Here is a 24,249-nt window from a genome sequence, read left to right as displayed (position 1 = left end):
ACCTTATGGACGCTACTCAGCGCAACATGCCGCTGCCGTAGCCCTTCAGGTTGGCTTTCTTCATCAGGGATTCGTACTGGTGCGAAACGAGGTGCGATTGTACTTGGGACATGAAGTCCATCACAACCACGACCACGATCAGCAACGAGGTCCCGCCAAGGTAGAACGGTACGTTTGCCGCAACCACCAGGAACTGGGGGAGCAAGCAGACGGCCGTCATGTAAAGAGCACCGAACAAGGTCAAACGAGTCAGAACGCCATCAATGTAGCGCGCCGACTGCTCACCTGGACGGATGCCCGGAATAAAGGCACCGGACTTCTTCAGGTTTTCCGCTACGTCTTTCGGATTGAACATCAACGCCGTATAGAAGAAGCAGAAGAAAATAATCCCTGCACTAAACAGCAGAATATTCAACGGCTGACCAGGAGCGATCGACTGCGAGATGTCCTGCAACCAGCCCATACCTTCAGACTGGCCGAACCAGGCACCCAACGAAGCCGGGAACAGCAAGATGCTGCTCGCGAAAATAGCCGGGATAACGCCGGCCATGTTCACCTTCAACGGCAAGTGGCTGGTCTGCGCAGCAAACACCTTGCGGCCCTGCTGACGCTTGGCGTAGTGAACAGCAATACGACGCTGGCCACGCTCAATGAACACCACGAAACCGATAATCGCTACTGCCAGCAAACCGATGGCAACCAGGGCGAAGATGTTGATATCACCCTGACGCGCAGACTCGAAAGACTGCCCAATCGCTCTCGGAAGACCGGCGACGATACCTGCGAAGATCAACATCGAGATACCGTTGCCAACACCACGCTCAGTAATCTGCTCACCCAGCCACATCATGAACATCGCGCCCGCCACAAAAGTGGTTACCGCAACGAAATGGAAGCCAAAGTCACCAGTGAACGCTACGCCCTGCCCCGCCAAGCCGATGGACATGCCAACGGCCTGGACGAGAGCGAGGACGACAGTGAGGTAGCGGGTGTACTGGCTGATCTTGCGACGGCCAGCTTCACCTTCCTTCTTCAACTGCTCCAGCTGCGGGCTGACAGCGGACATCAGCTGCATGATGATCGATGCCGAGATGTACGGCATGATCCCCAGTGCAAAGATGCTCATCCGCTCCAGCGCGCCGCCGGAAAACATGTTGAACAAGCTAAGAATGGTCCCCTCATTCTGTCGAAACAGGTCCGCGAGTCGGTCCGGGTTGATACCTGGAACCGGGATGTGTGCGCCTATTCGGTAGACGATAATCGCCAGGAACAGAAAACGCAGACGAGCCCAGAGTTCAGACATACCGCCTTTGCCGAGCGCAGAGAGAGCACCTTGCTTAGCCATTTATTCCTCGAACTTGCCGCCAGCTGCTTCGATAGCCGCACGCGCACCTTTGGTGGCGCCGATTCCCTTTCCGATGGTGACAGCACGAGCAACTTCGCCCGACAGCATGATTTTCACACGCTGAACGTTCTGGTTGATCACGTTGGCATCCTTCAGGGACTGCACGGTGACGATGTCGCCGTCCACTTTGGCCAGCTCGGACAGACGCACTTCTGCGCGGTCCATGGCTTTCAGGGAAACGAAACCGAACTTCGGCAGACGACGATGCAGCGGCTGTTGACCGCCTTCAAAGCCTGGAGCAATGGTGCCACCGGAGCGGGAGGTCTGACCTTTGTGGCCACGGCCACCGGTCTTGCCCAAACCACTACCGATACCACGGCCCGGACGATGCTTTTCGCGACGGGAACCCGGCGCTGGACTCAGATCATTGAGTTTCATCGATTAACCCTCGACACGCAGCATGTAGTAAGCCTTGTTGATCATCCCGCGATTCTCGGGAGTATCCAGGACTTCTACAGTGTGACCGATGCGACGCAGACCCAAACCCTTAACACACAGTCTGTGGTTAGGGATGCGGCCGGTCATGCTTTTGATCAGCGTAACTTTTACGGTAGCCATGATCAGAAGATCTCCTTGACGCTTTTGCCACGCTTGGCGGCAATGGATTCAGGAGACTGCATTGCTTTCAAACCCTTGAAAGTGGCGTGAACCACGTTTACTGGGTTAGTCGAGCCGTAGCACTTGGCCAGAACGTTCTGAACGCCAGCAACCTCGAGGACAGCACGCATAGCGCCGCCAGCGATGATACCGGTACCTTCAGAAGCAGGCTGCATGTACACCTTCGAAGCGCCATGGGCGGACTTCATTGCGTACTGCAGAGTGGTGCCGTTCAGATCAACCTGGATCATGTTGCGGCGAGCAGCTTCCATTGCCTTCTGGATCGCAGCAGGCACTTCACGCGACTTGCCACGGCCGAAGCCAACACGGCCCTTACCATCACCCACTACGGTCAACGCAGTGAAAGTGAAGATACGGCCGCCTTTAACGGTTTTGGCTACGCGGTTAACTTGAACCAGCTTCTCGATGTAGCCTTCGTCGCGCTTTTGGTCGTTATTTGACATAACTTAGAACTCCAGCCCAGCTTCACGAGCAGCATCAGCCAGCGCCTTGACGCGGCCGTGGTACTTGAAGCCAGAGCGGTCGAAAGCCACCTGCGAGACGCCAGCGGCTTTAGCACGCGTAGCGACCAGCTGGCCAACCTTAGTGGCCGCGTCGATGTTGCCAGTGGCGCCATCACGCAGTTCTTTATCCAAAGTCGAGGCACTTGCCAGGACTTTGTTGCCGTCGGCCGAAATGACCTGGGCGTAGATGTGCTGCGACGAGCGGAACACGCAGAGACGCACGACTTCGAGTTCGTGCATTTTCAGGCGTGCTTTGCGAGCGCGACGCAGTCGAGTAACTTTTTTGTCGGTCATTTGCTATGCCCTACTTCTTCTTGGCTTCTTTACGACGGACGACTTCGTCCGCGTAGCGCACACCTTTGCCTTTGTACGGCTCTGGTGGACGGAAGTCGCGGATCTCGGCGGCCACTTGACCTACCAGCTGCTTGTCGATGCCCTTGATCAGGATATCGGTCTGGCTAGGAGTCTCAGCGGTGATGCCTTCCGGCAGTTCATAATCCACTGGGTGCGAGAAGCCAAGAGCCAGGTTCAGCACTGTGCCTTTTGCTTGCGCTTTGTAACCAACACCGACCAGCTGGAGCTTGCGCTCGAAGCCTTGGCTTACGCCTTGGACCATGTTGTTTACCAACGCACGAGTGGTACCAGCCATTGCGCGAGTCTGTTGATCGCCATTGCGAGCAGCGAAACGCAGCTCACCAGCTTCTTCAACGATCTCGACGGACGAATGGATGTTCAGTTGCAGAGTGCCCTTGGCACCCTTCACCGAAAGCTGTTGGCCTGCGAATTTGACTTCGACACCGGCTGGCAGCTTAACGGGGTTCTTAGCGACGCGTGACATGCTTATCCCCCCTTAGAACACAGTGCAAAGAACTTCGCCGCCGACACCGGCAGCGCGCGCAGCACGATCCGTCATCACACCCTTGTTGGTGGAGACGATAGACACACCGAGACCGCCACGAACTTTTGGCAGATCATCGACGGACTTGTACTGACGCAGGCCTGGACGGCTAACGCGCTTCACTTCCTCGATGACCGGACGGCCTTCGAAGTACTTCAGCTCGATGGACAGCAGAGGCTTGATTTCGCTGCTGATCTGATAACCCGCAATGTAACCTTCGTCCTTCAGGACTTTGGCAACAGCTACCTTCAACGTGGAAGATGGCATGCTTACGACGGACTTTTCAGCCATCTGGGCATTACGGATACGAGTTAGCATGTCCGCTAACGGGTCCTGCATACTCATGGGCTAGACGCTCCTAATACACAAAAAATTAGCCTTTCGGCTAGTACGTGTCGCCGAGCGCATCCGTGCAATAAAAACACGGGCTCAGGCGAGCCGGGTATTCTAGACACACCCCACAAATGAATCAAGCCCCAATAGGGGCTTGATTCAAGTTCAAGGTCACCGGCGGTCAGGATCTTGCGACCTCGAACGCCGTGACTTTGACAGTGCTTACCAGCTGGCTTTAACCAGACCTGGAACGTCACCACGCATTGCAGCTTGACGCAACATGTTACGGCCAAGGCCGAACTTGCGGTACACGCCGTGCGGACGACCAGTCAGGCGGCAGCGGTTACGCATGCGCGAGGCGCTTGCGTCACGTGGCTGCTTCTGCAGGGCTACGGTAGCTTCCCAACGCGCTTCTGGACTTGCGTTCAGATCAACGATGATAGCTTTCAGCGCTGCACGCTTGGTGGCGTACTTGGCAACGGTGAGCTGACGCTTCAGCTCACGGTTCTTCATGCTCTTCTTGGCCATTTTCCTACTCCAATCAGTTGCGGAACGGGAATTTGAAAGCGCGCAGCAGTGCGCGACCTTCATCATCCGTCCGAGCAGTGGTGGTCAGGGTAATGTCCAGACCGCGGAGAGCGTCGATCTTGTCGTAATCGATTTCCGGGAAAATGATCTGCTCTTTAACGCCCATGCTGTAGTTGCCACGACCATCGAAGGACTTGGCATTCAGGCCGCGGAAGTCGCGAACCCGAGGCAGGGAGATCGACAGCAGACGATCCAGGAACTCGTACATACGCTCACGGCGCAGGGTCACTTTGACGCCGATCGGCCAACCTTCACGGACTTTAAAGCCAGCGATGGATTTCCGAGCGTAAGTCACGACGACTTTCTGACCGGTGATCTTTTCCAGGTCAGCAACAGCGTGCTCGATGACTTTTTTGTCGCCGATCGCTTCGCCCAGACCCATGTTCAGGGTGATTTTGGTAACGCGCGGAACTTCCATCACGTTCGAAAGCTTAAGTTCTTCCTTAAGTTTCGGTGCGATTTCCTTCCGGTAAATCTCTTTTAGTCGTGCCATGGTCTTCTACCTAGCAGTGTTCAAGCATCAACCGCTTTTTGGGTCGACTTGAAGACACGAATTTTCTTACCGTCTTCTACTTTGAAACCAACGCGGTCAGCCTTGTTGGTTTCGCCGTTGAAGATGGCGACGTTGGAAGCGTGCAGTGGCGCTTCTTTCTCGACGATACCGCCCTGTACGCCCGACATCGGGTTAGGCTTGGTATGACGCTTGACCAGGTTCAGACCACCCACAACCAAACGGTTGTCAGCAAGAACCTTGAGCACCTTACCGCGCTTACCTTTGTCTTTGCCGGCGATCACGATGATCTCGTCGTCACGACGAATCTTTTGCATGTCGGATCTCCTTACAGCACTTCTGGGGCGAGCGAGACGATCTTCATGAACTTCTCAGTACGAAGTTCACGGGTCACTGGCCCAAAGATACGGGTGCCGATCGGCTCTTGCTTGTTGTTCAACAGAACAGCAGCGTTGCCATCAAAGCGGATGATGGAGCCGTCAGCACGACGAACGCCATGGCGAGTGCGGACTACAACAGCAGTCATCACTTGGCCTTTTTTCACCTTACCGCGAGGAATTGCTTCCTTGACGGTAACTTTGATGATGTCACCGATACCAGCGTAACGACGATGGGAGCCACCCAGCACCTTGATGCACATAACACGGCGAGCGCCGCTGTTATCGGCCACATCGAGCATGGATTGAGTCTGAATCATATAATTTCTCCGACCCCTAGTCCTTAGACTTCCACAGCGCGTTCGAGAACATCAACCAGCGCCCAAGACTTGGTCTTGGCCAAAGGACGAGTTTCACGAATAGTGACTTTGTCGCCGATGTGGCACTGATTGGTTTCGTCGTGCGCGTGCAGCTTAGTCGAACGCTTAACGTATTTACCGTAGATCGGGTGCTTAACGCGACGCTCGATCAGAACGGTGATGGTTTTGTCCATCTTGTCGCTGACAACACGGCCAGTCAGCGTACGGACAGTTTTTTCGGCTTCAGCCATGATTACTTACCTGCCTGCTGGTTGAGCACAGTTTTCACGCGAGCGATGTCACGCTTAACTTGCGAGAGCAGATGAGACTGCCCCAACTGGCCAGTTGCTTTCTGCATACGCAGATTGAACTGGTCGCGCAGCAGGCCGAGCAGTTGCTCGTTCAGCTGCTGTGCTGATTTTTCACGAAGTTCATTCGCTTTCATCACATCACCGTCCGTTTAACAAAGGAGGTGGCGAGCGGCAGCTTTGCAGCAGCCAGGGCGAAAGCCTCACGCGCCAGCTCTTCAGAAACACCCTCGATCTCATACAGGACTTTGCCTGGCTGAATCTGGGCAACCCAGTACTCCACGTTACCCTTACCTTTACCCATCCGAACTTCGAGTGGCTTCTTGGTGACAGGCTTGTCCGGGAATACACGGATCCAGATCTTGCCGCCACGTTTTACGTGACGGGTCAGAGCACGACGCGCTGACTCGATCTGACGAGCGGTGAGACGACCACGAGCAACAGACTTCAGCGCGAACTCGCCGAAGCTGACTTTGCTACCGCGCAATGCCAGGCCACGGTTGTGACCGGTCATCTGCTTGCGGAACTTCGTACGCTTTGGTTGCAACATTTGGCGTACCCCTTACTTAGCAGCTTTTTTACGAGGCGCTGGTGCTTGTGGTTTCAGTTCTTCTTGGCGACCACCAATTACTTCGCCTTTGAAGATCCAAACCTTTACACCGATCACACCGTAAGTGGTGTGAGCTTCGTAGTTGGCATAGTCGATGTCGGCACGCAGGGTGTGCAGTGGCACACGACCTTCGCGATACCATTCAGTACGTGCGATTTCAGCACCGCCGAGACGACCGCTCACTTGGATTTTGATGCCTTTGGCACCAATGCGCATTGCGTTCTGTACAGCGCGCTTCATAGCGCGACGGAACATGACGCGACGCTCCAGCTGCTGAGCTACGCTCTGCGCAACCAGCATACCGTCGAGCTCCGGCTTGCGGATCTCTTCGATATTGATGTGCACAGGCACACCCATTTGCTTGGTCAGGTCCTGACGCAGTTTCTCAACATCTTCACCTTTCTTCCCGATAACGATACCTGGACGAGCGGTGTGGATGGTGATACGTGCAGTCTGCGCCGGACGATGGATATCGATACGGCTTACGGACGCGCTTTTTAGTTTGTCTTGGAGATACTCACGCACCTTCAGATCAGCGAACAAGTAGTCCGCATAAGTCCGACCGTCTGCGTACCAGACGGAGGTGTGCTCCTTGACGATTCCCAGGCGAATGCCAATGGGATGTACTTTCTGACCCATCTCTTCGACTCCGTTACTTGTCAGCAACCTTGACAGTGATATGGCAAGACCGCTTGACGATGCGATCAGCACGGCCTTTGGCACGTGGCATGATGCGCTTCAGCGAACGCCCTTCGTTGACGAAAACGGTGCTGACCTTCAGGTCATCAACGTCTGCGCCTTCGTTATGCTCGGCGTTGGCTACGGCCGACTCCAGCACTTTCTTCATGATCTCGGCGGCTTTCTTACTGCTGAAAGCCAACAGGTTGAGCGCTTCGCCCACCTTCTTCCCGCGGATCTGGTCGGCGACCAAGCGGGCTTTCTGGGCGGAGATTCGAGCGCCCGACAACTTAGCGGCTACTTCCATTTCCTAACCCCTTAACGCTTGGCTTTCTTGTCTGCCACGTGCCCACGATAAGTGCGGGTACCGGCGAACTCGCCCAGTTTGTGGCCGACCATGTCTTCGTTAACGAGAACTGGGACGTGTTGACGACCGTTGTGTACTGCGATGGTCAGACCGACCATTTGTGGCAGGATCATCGAACGACGCGACCAGGTCTTAACTGGTTTGCGATCGTTCTTTTCCGCCGCCACTTCGATCTTCTTCAGTAGGTGAAGATCAATAAAAGGACCTTTTTTCAGAGAACGTGGCACTGTCGTATCCCTCTATTTACTTGCGACGACGGACGATCATTTTGTCGGTACGCTTATTACCACGAGTCTTCGCGCCCTTAGTCGGGAAGCCCCATGGCGATACCGGATGACGACCACCAGAGGTACGACCTTCACCACCACCATGTGGGTGGTCAACCGGGTTCATGGCAACACCACGAACGGTTGGGCGAACGCCACGCCAGCGCTTGGCACCAGCTTTACCCAACGAACGCAGGCTGTGCTCGGAGTTCGAGACTTCGCCCAGGGTCGCACGGCACTCAGCCAGTACTTTACGCATCTCACCAGAACGCAGACGCAGGGTCACGTAGACACCTTCACGAGCGATCAGCTGAGCCGAAGCACCAGCGGAACGAGCGATCTGTGCGCCTTTACCTGGCTTCAATTCGATGCCGTGTACGGTGCTACCAACTGGAATGTTACGCAGTTGCAGAGCGTTGCCCGGCTTGATCGGTGCCAGGGCACCTGCGATCAGCTGGTCGCCAGCGCTCACGCCTTTAGGGGCGATGATGTAGCGACGCTCGCCATCTGCGTACAGCAGCAGAGCGATGTGAGCAGTACGGTTTGGATCGTATTCGATACGCTCGACGGTGGCAGCGATGCCATCCTTGTCGTTGCGACGGAAGTCGACCAGACGATAATGCTGCTTATGACCACCACCGATGTGACGAGTGGTAATACGGCCATTGTTGTTACGACCACCAGACTTCGATTTTTTCTCGAGCAGCGGTGCGTGAGGAGCGCCTTTATGCAGCTCCTGGTTGACCACCTTGACCACAAAACGGCGGCCAGGGGAAGTCGGTTTGCATTTAACGATTGCCATGATGCACCCCTTCCTTACTCAGCACTGCTGCTGAAATCGAGATCTTGGCCTGGCTGAAGGGAGATAACTGCCTTCTTCCAGTCATTACGCTTGCCCAGACCGCGAGCAGTGCGCTTGCTTTTACCCAGTACGTTCAGGGTAGTCACGCGCTCTACTTTCACGCTGAACAGGCTTTCGACGGCCTTCTTGATTTCCAGCTTGGTTGCGTCAGTCGCAACCTTGAAAACGAACTGGCCTTTCTTGTCTGCCAGAACCGTAGCCTTCTCGGAAACGTGCGGGCCAAGCAGAACTTTAAATACGCGTTCCTGGTTCATCCCAGCAGCTCCTCGAATTTCTTCACGGCCGACACGGTGATCAACACCTTGTCGTATGCGATCAGACTGACCGGATCGGAACCTTGAACGTCACGAACATCGACGTGCGGCAGGTTGCGAGCAGCCAGGTACAGGTTCTGATCAACAGCGTCAGACACGATCAGGACGTCAGTCAGGCCCATGCCGTTCAGCTTGTTCAGCAGATCTTTGGTTTTCGGTGCTTCAACAGCGAAGTCCTGAACCACGACCAGACGATCAGTACGCACCAGCTCAGCAAGGATGGAACGCATTGCTGCGCGATACATCTTCTTGTTCAGCTTTTGGGAGTGATCCTGAGGACGAGCTGCGAAAGTGGTACCGCCGCCACGCCAGATTGGGCTACGGATAGTACCGGCACGAGCACGGCCAGTACCTTTCTGACGCCATGGGCGCTTACCGCCACCAGAAACGTCGGAACGGGTCTTTTGCTGCTTGCTACCTTGACGGCCGCCAGCCATGTAGGCCACGACTGCTTGGTGAACCAGCGTCTCGTTGAATTCGCCGCCAAATGTCAGTTCGGAAACTTCGATCGCTTGAGCGTCATTTACATTTAATTGCATGTCAGCTTCCCCTTAACCGCGAGCCTTGGCTGCTGGACGTACAACCAAGTTGCCGCCAGTAGCGCCAGGAACAGCGCCCTTGACCAACAACAGATTGCGTTCAGCGTCCACGCGCACTACTTCGAGGGACTGCACGGTCACGCGCTCAGCGCCCATATGACCGGACATTTTTTTGCCCTTGAATACACGACCAGGAGTCTGGCACTGGCCGATAGAGCCTGGAACGCGGTGGGATACGGAGTTACCGTGGGTGTTATCTTGCCCGCGGAAATTCCAACGCTTGATCGTACCCTGGAAGCCTTTACCCTTGGACTGACCGGTTACATCAACCAGTTGACCAGCGGCGAAGATTTCAGCGTTGATCAGATCGCCGGCCTGGTACTCGCCTTCTTCAAGGCGGAATTCCATTACGGTACGACCAGCGGCAACGTTCGCCTTGGCGAAGTGGCCAGCCTGAGCTGCTGTTACACGCGAAGCGCGACGCTCGCCGACAGTGACTTGCACTGCACGATAGCCATCGGTCTCTTCAGTTTTGAACTGGGTGACGCGATTCGGCTCGATCTCAATGACCGTGACCGGAATGGAGACACCTTCTTCGGTGAAAATACGGGTCATACCGCATTTACGACCGACTACACCAATAGTCATGTTGTAAACCTCATGAGTGTACGGGGCTTTCACCCGCTATGGCCGCCCATTTCAGAGCGTTACACGACTAAGACCGAGTCTTAGCCGAGGCTGATCTGCACTTCCACACCGGCCGCAAGATCAAGCTTCATAAGTGCATCAACGGTTTTATCCGTTGGCTGGACGATGTCCAGAACGCGCTTATGAGTACGGATCTCGTACTGGTCACGCGCGTCTTTGTTGACGTGCGGGGAGACCAGAACGGTGAACCGCTCTTTACGGGTAGGCAGTGGAATTGGACCACGCACTTGAGCACCAGTACGTTTCGCGGTTTCCACGATTTCCTGGGTGGATTGGTCGATCAGGCGATGGTCGAAAGCCTTCAACCTGATACGGATTTGCTGATTTTGCATTGGATTTCAGACTCCGGCTGCTATTCCCACCGAGCGCAATACGCCCGTTAAAAGGAGGCGCAATTCTATAGACGCCCCATATAGGTGTCAACCCAATAAAAAAAGCCCCCGCTGGGCGGGGGCTTTCTCAACTCATCGAAGCTGACTCAAAAAGAGCTTACTCGATGATTTTGGCTACGACGCCAGCGCCGACGGTACGACCGCCTTCACGGATAGCGAAACGCAGACCGTCTTCCATTGCGATGGTCTTGATCAGGGTGACAACCATTTTGATGTTGTCGCCTGGCATTACCATTTCAACGCCTTCCGGCAGTTCGCAGTTACCGGTCACGTCAGTGGTCCGGAAGTAGAACTGTGGACGGTAGCCTTTGAAGAACGGAGTGTGACGACCACCTTCTTCTTTGCTCAGAACGTACACTTCAGCTTCGAACTTGGTGTGCGGCTTGACCGAACCCGGCTTAACCAGAACCTGGCCACGCTCAACGTCGTCACGCTTGGTACCACGCAGCAGAACGCCGCAGTTCTCGCCAGCACGACCTTCGTCGAGCAGCTTACGGAACATTTCAACACCGGTGCAGGTGGTGACGGTGGTGTCACGCAGACCTACGATTTCCAGTGGATCCTGAACCTTGACGATACCGCGCTCGATACGACCAGTCACAACAGTACCGCGACCGGAGATCGAGAATACGTCTTCGATTGGCATCAGGAACGGCTTGTCGATAACACGAACTGGCTCTGGGATGTAGCTGTCCAGAGTTTCTACCAGACGCTTGACAGCGGTGGTACCCATTTCGTTGTCGTCTTGGCCGTTAAGAGCCATCAGAGCCGAACCGATGATGATTGGAGTGTCATCACCTGGGAAGTCGTAAGTGCTCAGCAGGTCGCGCACTTCCATCTCAACCAGTTCCAGCAGCTCAGCGTCGTCAACCATGTCAGCCTTGTTCAGGAAGACAACGATGTACGGAACGCCTACCTGACGGGACAGCAGGATGTGCTCACGAGTTTGCGGCATCGGACCATCAGCGGCCGAGCAAACCAGGATCGCGCCGTCCATCTGGGCAGCACCGGTGATCATGTTCTTCACGTAGTCAGCGTGACCTGGGCAGTCAACGTGAGCGTAGTGACGAATCGAAGAGTTGTACTCAACGTGCGCGGTGTTGATGGTGATACCACGAGCCTTCTCTTCCGGAGCGCTGTCGATTTTGTCGAAAGCAACAACGGCCGAACCGAAAACTTCGGAGCAGACGCGAGTCAGAGCAGCAGTCAGAGTGGTTTTACCGTGGTCAACGTGACCAATGGTGCCAACGTTAACGTGCGGTAGGGAACGATCAAATTTTTCTTTAGCCACGACAATTAACTCCTTGCCTAAAGGGCTGAATCAGCCTTGCTTTTTAGTAACAGTCTCGACGATGTGCGACGGAGCTGTATTGTATTTTTTGAATTCCATAGAGTAGCTTGCGCGACCCTGAGACATGGAACGAACGTCGGTCGCATAACCGAACATTTCACCCAACGGAACCTCGGCACGAATGACCTTGCCGGAAACCGTATCTTCCATACCCAGAATCATGCCACGACGACGGTTAAGGTCGCCCATGACATCACCCATGTAGTCTTCAGGCGTAACGACTTCTACTGCCATGATCGGCTCGAGCAACTCACCACCGCCCTTCTGGGCCAGTTGCTTGGTTGCCATGGAAGCAGCCACCTTGAACGCCATCTCGTTGGAGTCGACGTCGTGGTAAGAACCATCAAACACAGTTGCCTTCAGGCCGATCAGCGGATAACCGGCAACAACGCCGTTCTTCATCTGCTCTTCGATACCCTTCTGGATCGCCGGGATGTATTCCTTAGGAACCACACCACCTACGACTTCGTTCACGAATTGCAGACCTTCCTGACCTTCGTCAGCCGGTGCAAAACGAATCCAGCAGTGACCGAACTGGCCACGACCGCCGGACTGGCGAACGAACTTGCCTTCGATTTCACAGTTCTTCGTGATGCGCTCACGATAGGAAACCTGAGGCTTACCGATGTTGGCTTCGACGTTGAACTCACGGCGCATCCGGTCAACCAGGATGTCCAAGTGCAACTCGCCCATGCCGGAGATGATCGTTTGACCAGTCTCTTCATCAGTCTTGACGCGGAAAGACGGGTCTTCCTGAGCGAGCTTGCCCAGAGCGATACCCATTTTTTCCTGGTCGTCCTTGGTCTTAGGCTCAACGGCAACCGAAATAACCGGCTCCGGGAAGTCCATGCGAACCAGGATGATTGGCTTGTCAGCGTTGCACAAGGTTTCACCGGTGGTGACGTCCTTCATGCCGATCAAGGCCGCGATGTCGCCAGCGCGTACTTCCTTGATTTCTTCACGGGCGTTTGCGTGCATTTGCACCATACGACCCACGCGCTCTTTCTTGCCTTTTACCGAGTTGATCACGCCGTCGCCGGAGGCCAACACGCCCGAGTAAACTCGAACAAAGGTCAAGGTACCCACGAATGGGTCGGTAGCGATCTTGAACGCCAACGCCGCGAAAGGCTCGTCATCACTTGCGTGACGCTCCATTTCCTCTTCCTCGTTATCCGGGTTGGAACCCTTGATAGCAGGAATGTCGGTTGGAGCCGGCAGGAAGTCGATAACGGCGTCGAGAACCAGGGGAACACCCTTGTTCTTGAAGGAAGAACCGCAAACAGCCAGAACGATCTCACCAGCGATGGTACGCTGACGCAGAGCGGCCTTGATTTCCTCGTTGGTGAGCTCTTCACCCTCAAGGTACTTGTTCATCAGCTCTTCATTGGCTTCGGCCGCAGCCTCAACCATGTTGCCGCGCCACTTCTCGGCTTCTTCCAGCAATTCAGCAGGAATGTCCTTGCGAACAGGAACCATGCCTTTGTCGGAATCGTTCCAGTAGACAGCTTGCATGTTGATCAGATCGATCTGACCCTGGAAGTTGTCTTCGGAACCGATAGCCAACTGGATCGGCACCGGAGTGTGACCCAGACGCTGCTTGATCTGAGCGATCACGCGCAGGAAGTTGGCACCAGCACGGTCCATCTTGTTTACGTAAACAAGACGTGGAACGCCGTATTTGTTGGCCTGACGCCATACGGTTTCCGACTGAGGCTCAACACCCGAAGTACCACAGAACACAACGACAGCGCCGTCGAGTACGCGCAGGGAACGCTCAACTTCAATGGTGAAGTCTACGTGGCCTGGGGTATCGATAACGTTGAAGCGGTGCTCGTGCGGGTACTGCTTCTCGGAACCTTTCCAGAAGGCGGTGATAGCAGCAGAAGTAATGGTAATACCACGCTCCTGCTCCTGCACCATCCAGTCTGTGGTCGCGGCGCCATCATGCACCTCGCCCATTTTGTGACTTTTGCCGGTGTAAAAAAGGACGCGCTCGGTGGTGGTGGTTTTACCAGCATCCACGTGAGCAACGATACCGATGTTACGGTAGCGGTTAATCGGTGTAGTACGAGCCATAAAGCCCTCGCAAATTGAGTGACGCTAAAATTAGAAGCGGTAGTGCGAGAAAGCCTTGTTGGCTTCAGCCATACGGTGCACGTCTTCACGCTTCTTAACTGCAGCACCTTTACCTTCAGCAGCGTCCAACAGTTCACCAGCCAAACGCAGGGCCATGGACTTCTCACCGCGCTTGCGAGCGAAGTCTACCAGCCAGCGCATTGCCAGGGCGTTACGACGGGACGGACGAACTTCGACCGGAACCTGGTAAGTAGCACCGCCTACACGGCGCGACTTCACTTCGACCAGCGGAGCGATGGCGTCGAGAGCTTTCTCGAAGATTTCCAGGGGATCGCTGTTCTTGCGTTCCTTAACTTTGTCCAGTGCGCCATAAACGATACGCTCGGCCACGGCTTTCTTGCCGCTTTCCATTACGTGGTTCATGAACTTGGCGAGAATCTGGCTTCCGTATTTCGGATCGTCCAGAATCTCACGTTTGGCTGCTACGCGACGTCTTGGCATTGATAAGCCCTCAAACGGTCTTCAGGTTAGCCCGGGACAGCAGATGCGTGCCCGACCTTACTCTTATCGACTCAATAAAATTAAAAACTGCAAAACGGCCGATTATTTCGGACGCTTGGTACCGTACTTCGAACGACCTTGGTTACGACCTTTAACGCCGGAAGTATCCAAAGAGCCGCGAACGGTGTGGTAACGAACACCTGGCAAGTCTTTTACACGACCGCCGCGGATCAGGACCACGCTGTGCTCTTGCAGGTTGTGGCCTTCACCGCCGATGTACGAGGAAACCTCGAAACCGTTGGTCAGACGCACACGGCATACTTTACGCAGTGCCGAGTTAGGTTTTTTCGGCGTGGTGGTATACACACGGGTGCATACGCCACGACGTTGCGGGCAGTTCTGCAGCGCAGGCACGTCGGATTTCTCGACGATACGCTTACGCGGCTGACGTACCAGCTGGTTGATAGTTGCCATCTACTAGCTCCACTGTTGTCTTGCGACGCTATTGTCTTACAAGAAAAGCAAAATGGCAGGAACGAATTCCCGCCAAATTTAGGGGATCAAGAGTCTAAAGAGGATCTTGTCCCCAGTCAAGGCAAGGCCCCGACCTCCCCGCCCGCCGGATCTCGACAATTTGTCTCGATCCGCCGAACTGGGCGACCAGGGCCAGGCACTCAATTACCGCAGAACTCAGTTACCACTCGAGTTCAGCGCTTCGGTCAGTGCAGCTTCCACTTCACTGGCGCTTACGCGCAACGGTTTGTCAGCATCACGGCGACGCTTGCGCTCGCTGTGATAGGCCAAGCCGGTACCGGCCGGGATCAGACGACCCACGACCACGTTTTCTTTCAGGCCGCGCAGGTAATCGCGCTTGCCGGTTACCGCCGCTTCGGTCAGTACGCGGGTGGTTTCCTGGAAGGAAGCCGCCGAGATGAACGATTCGGTGGACAACGACGCCTTGGTGATACCCAGCAGCACGCGAGTGAACTTGGAGACGAACTTGTCTTCGGTCGCCAGGCGCTCGTTTTCCACCAGTACGTGAGTCAGTTCCATCTGGTCGCCCTTGATGAAACTCGAGTCGCCGGATTCAGCGATCTCGACCTTACGCAGCATCTGACGCAGGATGGTCTCGATGTGCTTGTCGTTGATCTTCACGCCTTGCAGACGGTAAACGTCCTGGATCTCGTTCACGATGTACTTGGCCAGCGCACTCACACCCAGCAGACGCAGGATGTCGTGTGGATCGCTCGGGCCGTCCGAGATAACTTCGCCGCGGTTTACCTGTTCGCCTTCGAAGACGTTCAGGTGACGCCACTTCGGAATCAGCTCTTCGTACGGATCGCTACCGTCGTTCGGAGTAATGACCAGACGGCGCTTGCCCTTGGTCTCTTTACCGAACGCGATGGTGCCGCTGACTTCAGCCAGAATCGAGGCTTCTTTCGGACGACGAGCTTCGAACAAGTCGGCAACACGCGGCAGACCACCGGTGATGTCGCGGGTTTTCGAAGTTTCCTGCGGGATACGAGCGATTACGTCACCGATCGCGATCCGCGCACCGTCCGCAACACCGACCAGGGCGTTGGCTGGCAGGAAGTACTGAGCGATTACGTCAGTGCCTGGCAGCAACAGATCCTTGCCGTTGTCGTCGACCATCTTCACAGCAGGACGGATGTCCTTGCCGGCAGCTGGACGATCTTTTGCGTCGAGTACTTCAATGTTGGTCATACCGGTCAATTCGTCGGTCTGACGCTTGATCGTGATGCCTTCTTCCATGCCCACGTAGGTCACGGTACCTTTCATCTCGGTGACGATCGGGTGAGTATGCGGATCCCACTTGGCCACGATGGCACCAGCGTCGACCTTGTCGCCTTCCTTCACCGAAATCACAGCACCGTACGGCAGCTTGTAACGCTCACGCTCACGACCGAAGTCATCAGCGATGGCCAGCTCACCGGAACGGGACACAGCCACCAGGTGACCGTCGACACGCTCAACGTGCTTGAGGTTGTGCAGACGGACGGTACCGCCATTCTTAACCTGGACGCTGTCGGCCGCGGAGGTCCGGCTTGCCGCACCACCGATGTGGAACGTACGCATCGTCAGCTGGGTACCCGGCTCACCGATGGACTGGGCAGCGATAACGCCGACCGCTTCACCGATGTTCACCTGGTGACCACGAGCCAGGTCGCGACCGTAGCACTTGGCGCAGATGCCGTAGCGGGTTTCGCAGCTGATCGGCGAACGTACGATCACTTCGTCGATGCTGTTGAGTTCGATGAACTCGACCCACTTCTCGTCAACCAGGGTGCCAGCAGGAACGATGACGTCCTCGGTACCCGGCTTGAATACGTCACGGGCGATGACACGACCCAATACGCGCTCACCCAATGGCTCTACTACGTCACCGCCTTCAATGTGCGGCGTCATGACCAGGCCATGTTCGGTGCCGCAATCGATCTCGGTCACGACCAGATCCTGGGCAACGTCCACCAGACGACGAGTCAGGTAACCGGAGTTCGCCGTTTTCAACGCGGTATCCGCAAGACCCTTACGAGCACCGTGAGTGGAGATGAAGTACTGGAGTACGCTCAAGCCTTCACGGAAGTTCGCGGTAATCGGGGTCTCGATGATGGAACCGTCCGGCTTGGCCATCAGGCCACGCATACCGGCGAGCTGACGGATCTGCGCAGCAGAACCCCGTGCGCCCGAGTCGGCCATCATGTACATCGAGTTGAAAGATTCCTGGTCGACTTCGTTGCCGTGACGGTCGATGACTTTCTCTTTCGAGAGGTTGGCCATCATCGCCTTGGAAACTTCGTCGTTCGCCTTGGACCAGAGGTCGATCACCTTGTTGTACTTCTCGCCCTGGGTTACCAGGCCGGAGGCGTACTGACTTTCGATCTCTTTCACTTCTTCGGTGGCAGCACCGATGATGCGGGCCTTCTCATCCGGGATAACGAAGTCGTTAACGCCGATGGAAACGCCGGAAATGGTCGAATAGGCAAAACCGGTGTACATCAACTGGTCAGCGAAGATCACGGTCTCTTTCAGACCCACCACGCGGTAGCACTGGTTGATCAGCTTGGAGATCGCCTTTTTCTTCATCGGCAGGTTGACGACGTCGAAGGAAAGACCTTTTGGCACAACCTGGAACAACAGCGCACGGCCGACGGTAGTGTCGACGATACGAGTGTTGGTCACGCTGCCGCCGTCACGATCGTTCACGGTTTCGTTGATCCGCACCTTGACCTTGGCGTGCAGTGCGGCTTCGCCGGCACGGAACACACGGTCAACTTCTTGCAGATCCGCGAACACACGACCTTCGCCCTTGGCGTTGATCGCTTCACGCGTCATGTAGTACAGACCCAATACAACGTCCTGCGACGGAACGATGATTGGCTCACCGTTGGCTGGCGACAGGATGTTGTTGGTCGACATCATCAACGCGCGCGCTTCCAGCTGGGCTTCCAGCGTCAGCGGCACGTGCACGGCCATTTGGTCGCCGTCGAAGTCGGCGTTGTACGCAGCACAGACCAGCGGGTGCAGCTGGATAGCCTTACCTTCGATCAGTACCGGTTCAAACGCCTGGATACCCAGACGGTGAAGGGTCGGTGCACGGTTGAGCAGCACTGGGTGTTCGCGAATCACTTCAGCGAGAACGTCCCAGACCTCTGGCAGCTCGCGCTCGACCATTTTCTTGGCCGCTTTGATGGTGGTCGCCAGACCACGCATTTCCAGCTTGCCGAAAATGAACGGCTTGAACAGCTCCAGGGCCATTTTCTTAGGCAGACCGCACTGGTGCAGACGCAGGGTCGGGCCTACGGTAATTACCGAACGACCGGAGTAGTCAACACGCTTACCGAGCAAGTTCTGACGGAAACGACCTTGTTTACCCTTGATCATGTCAGCCAGGGATTTCAGAGGACGCTTGTTGGAACCGGTAATAGCGCGGCCACGACGACCGTTGTCGAGCAGTGCGTCGACCGCTTCCTGCAACATACGCTTTTCGTTGCGCACGATGATGTCCGGAGCGGACAGATCGAGCAGGCGCTTCAAGCGGTTGTTACGGTTGATCACTCGACGATACAGATCGTTGAGGTCGGAAGTCGCGAAACGACCGCCATCGAGCGGAACCAGTGGACGCAGGTCTGGCGGCAGAACCGGCAGAACGGTCAGCACCATCCACTCTGGCAGGTTGCCGGAACCCTGGAAGGCTTCCATCAACTTCAGACGCTTGGACAGCTTCTTGATCTTGGTTTCGGAGTTGGTTTGCGGAATTTCTTCGCGCAGACGGCCAATCTCGTGCTCCAGGTCGATAGCGTGCAGCAGCTCGCGGACAGCTTCGGCACCCATGCGGGCATCGAAATCGTCACCGAACTCTTCCAGCGCTTCGAAGTACTGCTCGTCGTTGAGCAGCTGACCTTTTTCAAGAGTGGTCATGCCTGGATCGATAACGACATAGCTCTCGAAGTAGAGAACACGTTCGATATCACGCAGGGTCATGTCCATCAGCAAGCCGATACGGGACGGCAGCGATTTCAGGAACCAGATGTGGGCAACCGGCGAGGCCAGCTCGATGTGCGCCATGCGCTCACGACGAACTTTTGCCAGCGCGACTTCAACGCCGCACTTCTCGCAGATCACACCGCGGTGCTTCAAGCGCTTGTACTTACCGCACAGGCACTCGTAATCCTTGACCGGGCCAAAGATTTTGGCGCAGAACAGGCCGTCACGCTCAGGTTTGAACGTACGGTAGTTGATGGTTTCCGGCTTTTTAACTTCACCGAACGACCACGAACGGATCATCTCAGGCGAGGCCAATCCAATACGGATGGCGTCGAACTCTTCGACTTGACCCTGGTTTTTCAGCAAATTCAGTAGGTCTTTCAAGGCCTTTCCTCCTGGCGGAGCAGAGAGCGGGCAAAACAGCCCCGCTCTCGATTCGCGTCACGTGTTATTCGGTTTCCAGATCGATATCGATGCCGAGGGAACGAATTTCCTTGATCAACACGTTGAAAGACTCGGGCATGCCCGGCTCCATACGGTGATCGCCGTCCACGATGTTTTTGTACATCTTGGTCCGGCCGTTCACATCGTCCGACTTCACTGTGAGCATTTCTTGCAGAGTGTATGCAGCACCGTACGCTTCCAGTGCCCAGACCTCCATCTCCCCGAAACGCTGACCACCGAACTGCGCCTTACCACCCAGCGGCTGCTGGGTAACCAGGCTGTAAGAACCGGTAGAACGAGCGTGCATCTTGTCGTCTACCAAGTGGTTCAGCTTCAGCATGTACATGTAGCCAACGGTAACCGGGCGCTCGAACTTGTTGCCGGTACGGCCGTCGAACAGCTGCATCTGGCCGCTTTCTGGCAGGTCTGCCAGCTTCAGCATGGCCTTGATTTCGCTTTCCTTGGCACCGTCGAACACCGGAGTAGCCATTGGAACGCCGCCGCGCAGGTTCTTCGCCAGATCCAGGATTTCCTGGTCGGAGAAGGTATCCAGCTCTTCGTTGCGGCCGCCGATTTCGTTGTAGATCTCGTGCAGGAACTTACGCAGGTCCGCGACCTTGCGCTGCTCTTCGATCATACGGTTGATCTTCTCGCCCAAGCCCTTGGCCGCAAGGCCCAGGTGGGTTTCAAGGATCTGACCAACGTTCATACGCGAAGGTACGCCCAACGGGTTGAGGACCACATCGACCGGGGTGCCATTGGCATCGTGCGGCATGTCTTCAACCGGCATGATCACGGAGACCACACCCTTGTTACCGTGACGACCGGCCATCTTGTCGCCCGGCTGGATGCGGCGACGGATTGCCAGGTAAACCTTGACGATTTTCAGCACGCCTGGAGCCAGGTCATCGCCCTGCTGCAGTTTGCGCTTCTTGTCTTCGAACTTGTCGTCCAGCAGACGGCGGCGATCAACGATATAGGCCTGAGCCTTCTCGAGCTGCTCGTTCAGAGCGTCTTCAGCCATGCGCAGTTTGAACCACTGGCCGTGCTCAAGACCGTCGAGGACTTCATCGGTGATTTCCTGACCTTTCTTCAGGCCGGCGCCGCCTTCAGCCTTGTGGCCTACCAGGGCGGAGCGCAGACGTTCGAAAGTCGCGCCTTCGACGATACGGAACTCTTCGTTCAGGTCCTTGCGGATCTCGTCGAGTTGAGTCTTCTCGATGGACAGTGCACGAGCATCACGCTCAACGCCGTCGCGGGTGAAGACTTGTACGTCGATGACGGTACCCTTGGTGCCGGTAGGCACGCGCAGGGAGGTGTCTTTAACGTCGCTGGCTTTTTCACCGAAGATGGCACGCAGCAGTTTTTCTTCCGGAGTCAGCTGGGTCTCGCCTTTCGGAGTGACCTTGCCCACCAGGATGTCGCCTGCGCCTACTTCGGCACCTACATAAACGATACCGGCTTCGTCCAGCTTGTTCAGTGCGGCTTCACCCACGTTCGGGATGTCCGCAGTGATTTCTTCCGGGCCAAGCTTGGTGTCACGGGCCACACAGGTCAGTTCCTGGATGTGGATCGTGGTGAAGCGGTCTTCCTGAACCACACGCTCGGACAGGCAGATGGAGTCTTCGAAGTTGAAGCCGTTCCATGCCATGAACGCGATGCGCATGTTCTGGCCCAACGCCAGTTCACCCATATCGGTGGACGGACCGTCGGCCATGATGTCGCTGCGCTGAACCCGATCACCCTTGCTCACCAGCGGACGCTGGTTGATGCAGGTGTTCTGGTTGGAGCGGGTGTATTTGGTCAGGTTGTAGATGTCGACACCGGCTTCGCCAGTTTCAACTTCATCATCGGCAACACGAACCACGATACGGCTGGCGTCGACGGAGTCGATCACGCCGCCACGACGAGCCACGACGCAAACGCCGGAGTCACGGGCTACGTTACGCTCCATGCCAGTACCGACCAGCGGCTTATCGGCACGCAGGGTGGGTACAGCTTGACGCTGCATGTTCGAACCCATCAACGCACGGTTGGCGTCGTCGTGCTCGAGGAACGGGATCAGCGACGCTGCAACCGACACTACCTGCTTCGGCGATACGTCCATCAAGGTGACGTCTTCCGGCGCCTTGACGGTGAACTCGTTCAAGTGACGAACCGCTACCAGCTCGTCGATCAGGACTTTCTTGTCGTTCATCGTGGCCGAAGCCTGGGCGATCACGTGATCAGCTTCTTCGATGGCGGACAGGAACACGATCTCGTCGGTGACCAGGGCATCTTTCACCACGCGGTACGGGCTTTCGAGGAAGCCGTACTGGTTGGTGCGCGCATAGGCAGCCAGGGAGTTGATCAGACCGATGTTCGGACCTTCCGGCGTTTCGATCGGGCATACACGACCGTAGTGCGTCGGGTGTACGTCACGAACTTCGAAGCCTGCACGCTCACGAGTCAGACCGCCTGGGCCGAGTGCGGAGACACGACGCTTGTGGGTGATCTCGGACAGCGGGTTGTTCTGGTCCATGAACTGGGACAGCTGGCTCGAACCGAAGAACTCCTTCACTGCCGCAGCAACAGGCTTGGCGTTGATCAGGTCTTGCGGCATTAGGCCTTCGCTTTCAGCCATCGACAGGCGTTCCTTGACCGCACGCTCTACGCGCACCAGGCCAACACGGAACTGGTTTTCGGCCATTTCGCCTACGCAGCGAACACGACGGTTACCCAGGTGGTCGATGTCATCGACGATGCCTTTGCCGTTACGGATGTCGACCAGGGTCTTGAGGACCGCAACGATGTCATCCTTGTTCAGTACACCCGAACCTTCGATCTCGGTACGACCGATACGACGGTTGAACTTCATCCGGCCGACCGCAGACAGGTCATAGCGCTCAGGGCTGAAGAACAGGTTGTTGAACAGGGTCTCGGCGGCATCCTTGGTTGGCGGCTCGCCAGGACGCATCATGCGATAGATCTCGACCAGGGCTTCCAGTTGGTTGCCGGTGGAGTCGATCTTCAGCGTGTCGGAGATGAACGGACCGCAGTCGATGTCGTTGGTGTACAGCGTCTCGATGCGAACGACCTGGGCCTTGGCGATTTTTGCCAGGATCTCGGTGTTCAGCTCGGTGTTGCACTCTGCCAGGATTTCGCCAGTGGCCGGATGCACGATGACCTTGGCCGTGGTGCGACCCAGGACGTAGTCCAGAGGCACTTGCAGCTCTTTGATCCCGGCTTTTTCCAGCTGGTTGATGTGGCGAGCGGTGATACGACGACCCTGCTCGACAATAACCTTGCCTTTGTCATCCTGGATATCGAGGACAGCGATTTCACCCCGCAGGCGCTGAGGCACCAGTTCCAGGCTGAGGTTTTCACCTTGCACGTGGAAAACGTTGGTGGTGTAGAACGCGTCCAGCACTTCTTCAGTGGTATAGCCGAGCGCACGCAGCAGTACCGATGCAGGCAGCTTGCGACGACGGTCGATACGCACGAACACGCAGTCTTTCGGGTCGAACTCGAAGTCCAACCACGAACCGCGGTAAGGAATGATGCGCGCGGAGTAAAGCAGTTTGCCGGAGCTGTGCGTCTTGCCACGGTCGTGGTCGAAGAACACGCCCGGAGAACGGTGCAGCTGGGAAACGATTACACGCTCGGTACCGTTGATTACGAAGGTACCGTTTTCAGTCATCAGGGGGATTTCACCCATGTAGACTTCTTGCTCTTTGATGTCCTTGATCGCTTTGTTCGACGATTCTTTGTCGAAAATGATCAGGCGCACTTTTACCCGCAAAGGTACGGCGTAAGTCACACCGCGCAATACGCATTCTTTGACATCAAATGCCGGTTCGCCCAGGCGATAACCGACGTACTCCAGCGCAGCATTGCCGGAGTAGCTGATGATCGGGAAAACGGATTTGAAGGCCGCATGCAGGCCCACGTCGCGGAACTGATCTTTAGTCGCTCCCGCTTGCAAGAATTCACGATACGAATCCAGCTGGATGGCCAGGAGGTACGGCACATCCATGACGTCCGGCAACTTGCTAAAGTCCTTGCGGATACGTTTTTTCTCAGTATATGAGTAAGCCATCAGCGTTCCCCAGCTTGGTCACCTGCTTGTTTGGCCCCTCCCGACGGGAGCAGCCAGAAAATCGTGCAAACCCCATGGTTTGCGCCACCACATCGGGTGGTTACAGCTCGCGATCAGCACCGACCCAGTCGGCTGCCAATAACGGAAAAAGGCCGGTGGCAAGAGCCACCAGCCATCAGCCTGTCGCTTAACGCTCGGGCTGGAGACGCAAAGTCGATGCTTACTTCAGCTCGACTTTAGCGCCTGCTTCTTCCAGAACTGCTTTGGCCTTGTCAGCTGCGTCTTTGGCAACAGCTTCCAGAACCATGGCAGGAGCGCCGTCAACTACAGCCTTGGCTTCTTTCAGGCCCAGACCGGTCAGTTCACGTACTGCCTTGATCACGTTTACTTTCTTCTCGCCAGCTTCGGTCAGCATGACGTTGAATTCGGTTTGCTCTTCAGCAACGGCAGCAGCAACAGCTGGACCAGCGGAAGCAGCAGCAGCGGTAACACCGAATTTTTCTTCGAAAGCTTTGATCAGCTCAACAACTTCCATTACGGACATGTTGCCAACGGCTTCGAGGATATCGTTTTGAGAGATAGACATGACTCTAAATTCCTGGATTGGGGGACGGCCTACGCGACCATCGAAATAAACAAAAAACGCGAAAAGGAGTG

At 55.9% G+C, this 24,249-nt stretch carries 29 protein-coding genes; all 29 read right to left on the bottom strand.

What is annotated here, in order from left to right:
- Nucleotides 1-16: 16 nt before the first annotated feature.
- The 29 genes from secY to rplL all read right to left on the bottom strand — a co-directional run bounded on the left by secY (nucleotide 17) and on the right by rplL (nucleotide 24,178).
- The gene (secY, locus tag M1D99_RS03540) at nucleotides 17-1,345 is read right to left on the bottom strand and encodes a preprotein translocase subunit SecY (RefSeq protein WP_018612224.1); all 1,329 of its coding nucleotides are present in this window, start codon (nucleotides 1,343-1,345) and stop codon (nucleotides 17-19) included.
- Entirely contained in the window at nucleotides 1,346-1,783 is a 438-nt protein-coding gene (rplO, locus tag M1D99_RS03535; protein ID WP_003186032.1) for a 50S ribosomal protein L15, read from the bottom strand.
- 3 nt (nucleotides 1,784-1,786) lie between these two features.
- Nucleotides 1,787-1,963, bottom strand: coding sequence for a 50S ribosomal protein L30 (rpmD, locus tag M1D99_RS03530; RefSeq protein WP_010438202.1), 177 nt, complete (start codon nucleotides 1,961-1,963; stop codon nucleotides 1,787-1,789).
- 2 nt (nucleotides 1,964-1,965) lie between these two features.
- Entirely contained in the window at nucleotides 1,966-2,466 is a 501-nt protein-coding gene (gene rpsE / locus M1D99_RS03525; RefSeq protein ID WP_003186035.1) for a 30S ribosomal protein S5, read from the bottom strand.
- 3 nt (nucleotides 2,467-2,469) lie between these two features.
- Nucleotides 2,470-2,820, bottom strand: coding sequence for a 50S ribosomal protein L18 (rplR, locus tag M1D99_RS03520; protein ID WP_003186037.1), 351 nt, complete (start codon nucleotides 2,818-2,820; stop codon nucleotides 2,470-2,472).
- Between the two features lie 10 nt (nucleotides 2,821-2,830).
- Nucleotides 2,831-3,364: a 50S ribosomal protein L6 gene (gene rplF / locus M1D99_RS03515; protein WP_003186039.1), complete on the bottom strand. Its 534-nt coding sequence runs from the start codon at nucleotides 3,362-3,364 to the stop codon at nucleotides 2,831-2,833.
- Between the two features lie 12 nt (nucleotides 3,365-3,376).
- Entirely contained in the window at nucleotides 3,377-3,769 is a 393-nt protein-coding gene (gene rpsH / locus M1D99_RS03510; protein WP_003186040.1) for a 30S ribosomal protein S8, read from the bottom strand.
- Nucleotides 3,770-3,979: 210 nt separating this feature from the next.
- Nucleotides 3,980-4,285 (bottom strand): 30S ribosomal protein S14, encoded by a 306-nt coding sequence (rpsN, locus tag M1D99_RS03505; protein ID WP_003186042.1) that lies wholly within the window; start codon nucleotides 4,283-4,285, stop codon nucleotides 3,980-3,982.
- 13 nt (nucleotides 4,286-4,298) lie between these two features.
- A complete protein-coding gene (rplE, locus tag M1D99_RS03500) occupies nucleotides 4,299-4,838 on the bottom strand; it encodes a 50S ribosomal protein L5 (RefSeq protein WP_003186044.1) in 540 nt (179 codons plus the stop codon).
- A gap of 20 nt (nucleotides 4,839-4,858) precedes the next feature.
- Complete coding sequence (gene rplX / locus M1D99_RS03495) at nucleotides 4,859-5,173, bottom strand: 50S ribosomal protein L24 (RefSeq protein ID WP_003186046.1); 315 nt, start codon at nucleotides 5,171-5,173, stop codon at nucleotides 4,859-4,861.
- Between the two features lie 11 nt (nucleotides 5,174-5,184).
- On the bottom strand, nucleotides 5,185-5,553 hold the full coding sequence (rplN, locus tag M1D99_RS03490; RefSeq protein WP_002555479.1) for a 50S ribosomal protein L14: 369 nt from the start codon (nucleotides 5,551-5,553) through the stop codon (nucleotides 5,185-5,187).
- Nucleotides 5,554-5,576: 23 nt separating this feature from the next.
- The gene (gene rpsQ, locus M1D99_RS03485) at nucleotides 5,577-5,843 is read right to left on the bottom strand and encodes a 30S ribosomal protein S17 (protein ID WP_003176419.1); all 267 of its coding nucleotides are present in this window, start codon (nucleotides 5,841-5,843) and stop codon (nucleotides 5,577-5,579) included.
- A 2-nt stretch (nucleotides 5,844-5,845) separates the two neighbouring features.
- Complete coding sequence (gene rpmC, locus M1D99_RS03480; protein ID WP_002555481.1) at nucleotides 5,846-6,037, bottom strand: 50S ribosomal protein L29; 192 nt, start codon at nucleotides 6,035-6,037, stop codon at nucleotides 5,846-5,848.
- Nucleotides 6,037-6,450, bottom strand: a complete 414-nt coding sequence (gene rplP, locus M1D99_RS03475; protein WP_003186052.1) for a 50S ribosomal protein L16 — start codon at nucleotides 6,448-6,450, stop codon at nucleotides 6,037-6,039. The genes rpmC and rplP overlap by 1 nt, the downstream gene beginning before the upstream one ends.
- 12 nt (nucleotides 6,451-6,462) lie before the next feature.
- Entirely contained in the window at nucleotides 6,463-7,149 is a 687-nt protein-coding gene (gene rpsC, locus M1D99_RS03470) for a 30S ribosomal protein S3 (protein WP_003176422.1), read from the bottom strand.
- 13 nt (nucleotides 7,150-7,162) lie between these two features.
- Nucleotides 7,163-7,495: a 50S ribosomal protein L22 gene (rplV, locus tag M1D99_RS03465; RefSeq protein ID WP_003103908.1), complete on the bottom strand. Its 333-nt coding sequence runs from the start codon at nucleotides 7,493-7,495 to the stop codon at nucleotides 7,163-7,165.
- An 11-nt stretch (nucleotides 7,496-7,506) separates the two neighbouring features.
- Nucleotides 7,507-7,782, bottom strand: coding sequence for a 30S ribosomal protein S19 (gene rpsS / locus M1D99_RS03460; RefSeq protein WP_002555486.1), 276 nt, complete (start codon nucleotides 7,780-7,782; stop codon nucleotides 7,507-7,509).
- A 16-nt stretch (nucleotides 7,783-7,798) separates the two neighbouring features.
- Nucleotides 7,799-8,623 (bottom strand): 50S ribosomal protein L2, encoded by an 825-nt coding sequence (gene rplB, locus M1D99_RS03455; RefSeq protein WP_003186055.1) that lies wholly within the window; start codon nucleotides 8,621-8,623, stop codon nucleotides 7,799-7,801.
- Between the two features lie 14 nt (nucleotides 8,624-8,637).
- Entirely contained in the window at nucleotides 8,638-8,937 is a 300-nt protein-coding gene (gene rplW / locus M1D99_RS03450; RefSeq protein WP_002555488.1) for a 50S ribosomal protein L23, read from the bottom strand.
- Complete coding sequence (gene rplD, locus M1D99_RS03445) at nucleotides 8,934-9,536, bottom strand: 50S ribosomal protein L4 (protein ID WP_003186057.1); 603 nt, start codon at nucleotides 9,534-9,536, stop codon at nucleotides 8,934-8,936. Before rplD ends, rplW begins: the two co-directional genes overlap by 4 nt.
- A gap of 12 nt (nucleotides 9,537-9,548) precedes the next feature.
- Nucleotides 9,549-10,184: a 50S ribosomal protein L3 gene (gene rplC, locus M1D99_RS03440; RefSeq protein WP_003186059.1), complete on the bottom strand. Its 636-nt coding sequence runs from the start codon at nucleotides 10,182-10,184 to the stop codon at nucleotides 9,549-9,551.
- An 80-nt stretch (nucleotides 10,185-10,264) separates the two neighbouring features.
- Nucleotides 10,265-10,576 (bottom strand): 30S ribosomal protein S10, encoded by a 312-nt coding sequence (gene rpsJ, locus M1D99_RS03435; protein ID WP_003186070.1) that lies wholly within the window; start codon nucleotides 10,574-10,576, stop codon nucleotides 10,265-10,267.
- 157 nt (nucleotides 10,577-10,733) lie between these two features.
- On the bottom strand, nucleotides 10,734-11,927 hold the full coding sequence (gene tuf, locus M1D99_RS03430) for an elongation factor Tu (RefSeq protein ID WP_003186071.1): 1,194 nt from the start codon (nucleotides 11,925-11,927) through the stop codon (nucleotides 10,734-10,736).
- Nucleotides 11,928-11,957: 30 nt separating this feature from the next.
- On the bottom strand, nucleotides 11,958-14,063 hold the full coding sequence (fusA, locus tag M1D99_RS03425) for an elongation factor G (RefSeq protein WP_053125865.1): 2,106 nt from the start codon (nucleotides 14,061-14,063) through the stop codon (nucleotides 11,958-11,960).
- Between the two features lie 30 nt (nucleotides 14,064-14,093).
- Nucleotides 14,094-14,564, bottom strand: coding sequence for a 30S ribosomal protein S7 (gene rpsG, locus M1D99_RS03420; protein ID WP_003186074.1), 471 nt, complete (start codon nucleotides 14,562-14,564; stop codon nucleotides 14,094-14,096).
- A 102-nt stretch (nucleotides 14,565-14,666) separates the two neighbouring features.
- Nucleotides 14,667-15,038, bottom strand: coding sequence for a 30S ribosomal protein S12 (gene rpsL / locus M1D99_RS03415; protein WP_003186084.1), 372 nt, complete (start codon nucleotides 15,036-15,038; stop codon nucleotides 14,667-14,669).
- 216 nt (nucleotides 15,039-15,254) lie between these two features.
- Entirely contained in the window at nucleotides 15,255-19,454 is a 4,200-nt protein-coding gene (gene rpoC, locus M1D99_RS03410; protein ID WP_047230482.1) for a DNA-directed RNA polymerase subunit beta', read from the bottom strand.
- A gap of 64 nt (nucleotides 19,455-19,518) precedes the next feature.
- Nucleotides 19,519-23,592 (bottom strand): DNA-directed RNA polymerase subunit beta, encoded by a 4,074-nt coding sequence (gene rpoB, locus M1D99_RS03405; protein ID WP_053125867.1) that lies wholly within the window; start codon nucleotides 23,590-23,592, stop codon nucleotides 19,519-19,521.
- Nucleotides 23,593-23,812: 220 nt separating this feature from the next.
- The gene (rplL, locus tag M1D99_RS03400; RefSeq protein WP_003206098.1) at nucleotides 23,813-24,178 is read right to left on the bottom strand and encodes a 50S ribosomal protein L7/L12; all 366 of its coding nucleotides are present in this window, start codon (nucleotides 24,176-24,178) and stop codon (nucleotides 23,813-23,815) included.
- Nucleotides 24,179-24,249 lie beyond the last annotated feature (71 nt).

The sequence above is a fragment of the Pseudomonas sp. R3-41 genome, from assembly GCF_054161485.1.
Note: the sequence above shows the minus strand (reverse complement) of the source record. Positions and strands in the feature narration are given on the sequence as shown.

Coding starts and splice junctions, on each gene's coding strand:
- secY (WP_018612224.1), bottom strand. CDS start 1,345: ATGGCTAAGCAAGGTGCTCTCTCTGCGCTCGGCAAAGGCGGTATGTCT.
- rplO (WP_003186032.1), bottom strand. CDS start 1,783: ATGAAACTCAATGATCTGAGTCCAGCGCCGGGTTCCCGTCGCGAAAAG.
- rpmD (WP_010438202.1), bottom strand. CDS start 1,963: ATGGCTACCGTAAAAGTTACGCTGATCAAAAGCATGACCGGCCGCATC.
- rpsE (WP_003186035.1), bottom strand. CDS start 2,466: ATGTCAAATAACGACCAAAAGCGCGACGAAGGCTACATCGAGAAGCTG.
- rplR (WP_003186037.1), bottom strand. CDS start 2,820: ATGACCGACAAAAAAGTTACTCGACTGCGTCGCGCTCGCAAAGCACGC.
- rplF (WP_003186039.1), bottom strand. CDS start 3,364: ATGTCACGCGTCGCTAAGAACCCCGTTAAGCTGCCAGCCGGTGTCGAA.
- rpsH (WP_003186040.1), bottom strand. CDS start 3,769: ATGAGTATGCAGGACCCGTTAGCGGACATGCTAACTCGTATCCGTAAT.
- rpsN (WP_003186042.1), bottom strand. CDS start 4,285: ATGGCCAAGAAGAGCATGAAGAACCGTGAGCTGAAGCGTCAGCTCACC.
- rplE (WP_003186044.1), bottom strand. CDS start 4,838: ATGGCACGACTAAAAGAGATTTACCGGAAGGAAATCGCACCGAAACTT.
- rplX (WP_003186046.1), bottom strand. CDS start 5,173: ATGCAAAAGATTCGTCGTGACGACGAGATCATCGTGATCGCCGGCAAA.
- rplN (WP_002555479.1), bottom strand. CDS start 5,553: ATGATTCAGACTCAATCCATGCTCGATGTGGCCGATAACAGCGGCGCT.
- rpsQ (WP_003176419.1), bottom strand. CDS start 5,843: ATGGCTGAAGCCGAAAAAACTGTCCGTACGCTGACTGGCCGTGTTGTC.
- rpmC (WP_002555481.1), bottom strand. CDS start 6,037: ATGAAAGCGAATGAACTTCGTGAAAAATCAGCACAGCAGCTGAACGAG.
- rplP (WP_003186052.1), bottom strand. CDS start 6,450: ATGTTGCAACCAAAGCGTACGAAGTTCCGCAAGCAGATGACCGGTCAC.
- rpsC (WP_003176422.1), bottom strand. CDS start 7,149: ATGGGTCAGAAAGTACATCCCATTGGCATTCGCCTGGGAATCGTCAAG.
- rplV (WP_003103908.1), bottom strand. CDS start 7,495: ATGGAAGTAGCCGCTAAGTTGTCGGGCGCTCGAATCTCCGCCCAGAAA.
- rplB (WP_003186055.1), bottom strand. CDS start 8,623: ATGGCAATCGTTAAATGCAAACCGACTTCCCCTGGCCGCCGTTTTGTG.
- rplW (WP_002555488.1), bottom strand. CDS start 8,937: ATGAACCAGGAACGCGTATTTAAAGTTCTGCTTGGCCCGCACGTTTCC.
- rplD (WP_003186057.1), bottom strand. CDS start 9,536: ATGCAATTAAATGTAAATGACGCTCAAGCGATCGAAGTTTCCGAACTG.
- rplC (WP_003186059.1), bottom strand. CDS start 10,184: ATGACTATTGGTGTAGTCGGTCGTAAATGCGGTATGACCCGTATTTTC.
- rpsJ (WP_003186070.1), bottom strand. CDS start 10,576: ATGCAAAATCAGCAAATCCGTATCAGGTTGAAGGCTTTCGACCATCGC.
- fusA (WP_053125865.1), bottom strand. CDS start 14,063: ATGGCTCGTACTACACCGATTAACCGCTACCGTAACATCGGTATCGTT.
- rpsG (WP_003186074.1), bottom strand. CDS start 14,564: ATGCCAAGACGTCGCGTAGCAGCCAAACGTGAGATTCTGGACGATCCG.
- rpsL (WP_003186084.1), bottom strand. CDS start 15,038: ATGGCAACTATCAACCAGCTGGTACGTCAGCCGCGTAAGCGTATCGTC.
- rpoB (WP_053125867.1), bottom strand. CDS start 23,592: ATGGCTTACTCATATACTGAGAAAAAACGTATCCGCAAGGACTTTAGC.
- rplL (WP_003206098.1), bottom strand. CDS start 24,178: ATGTCTATCTCTCAAAACGATATCCTCGAAGCCGTTGGCAACATGTCC.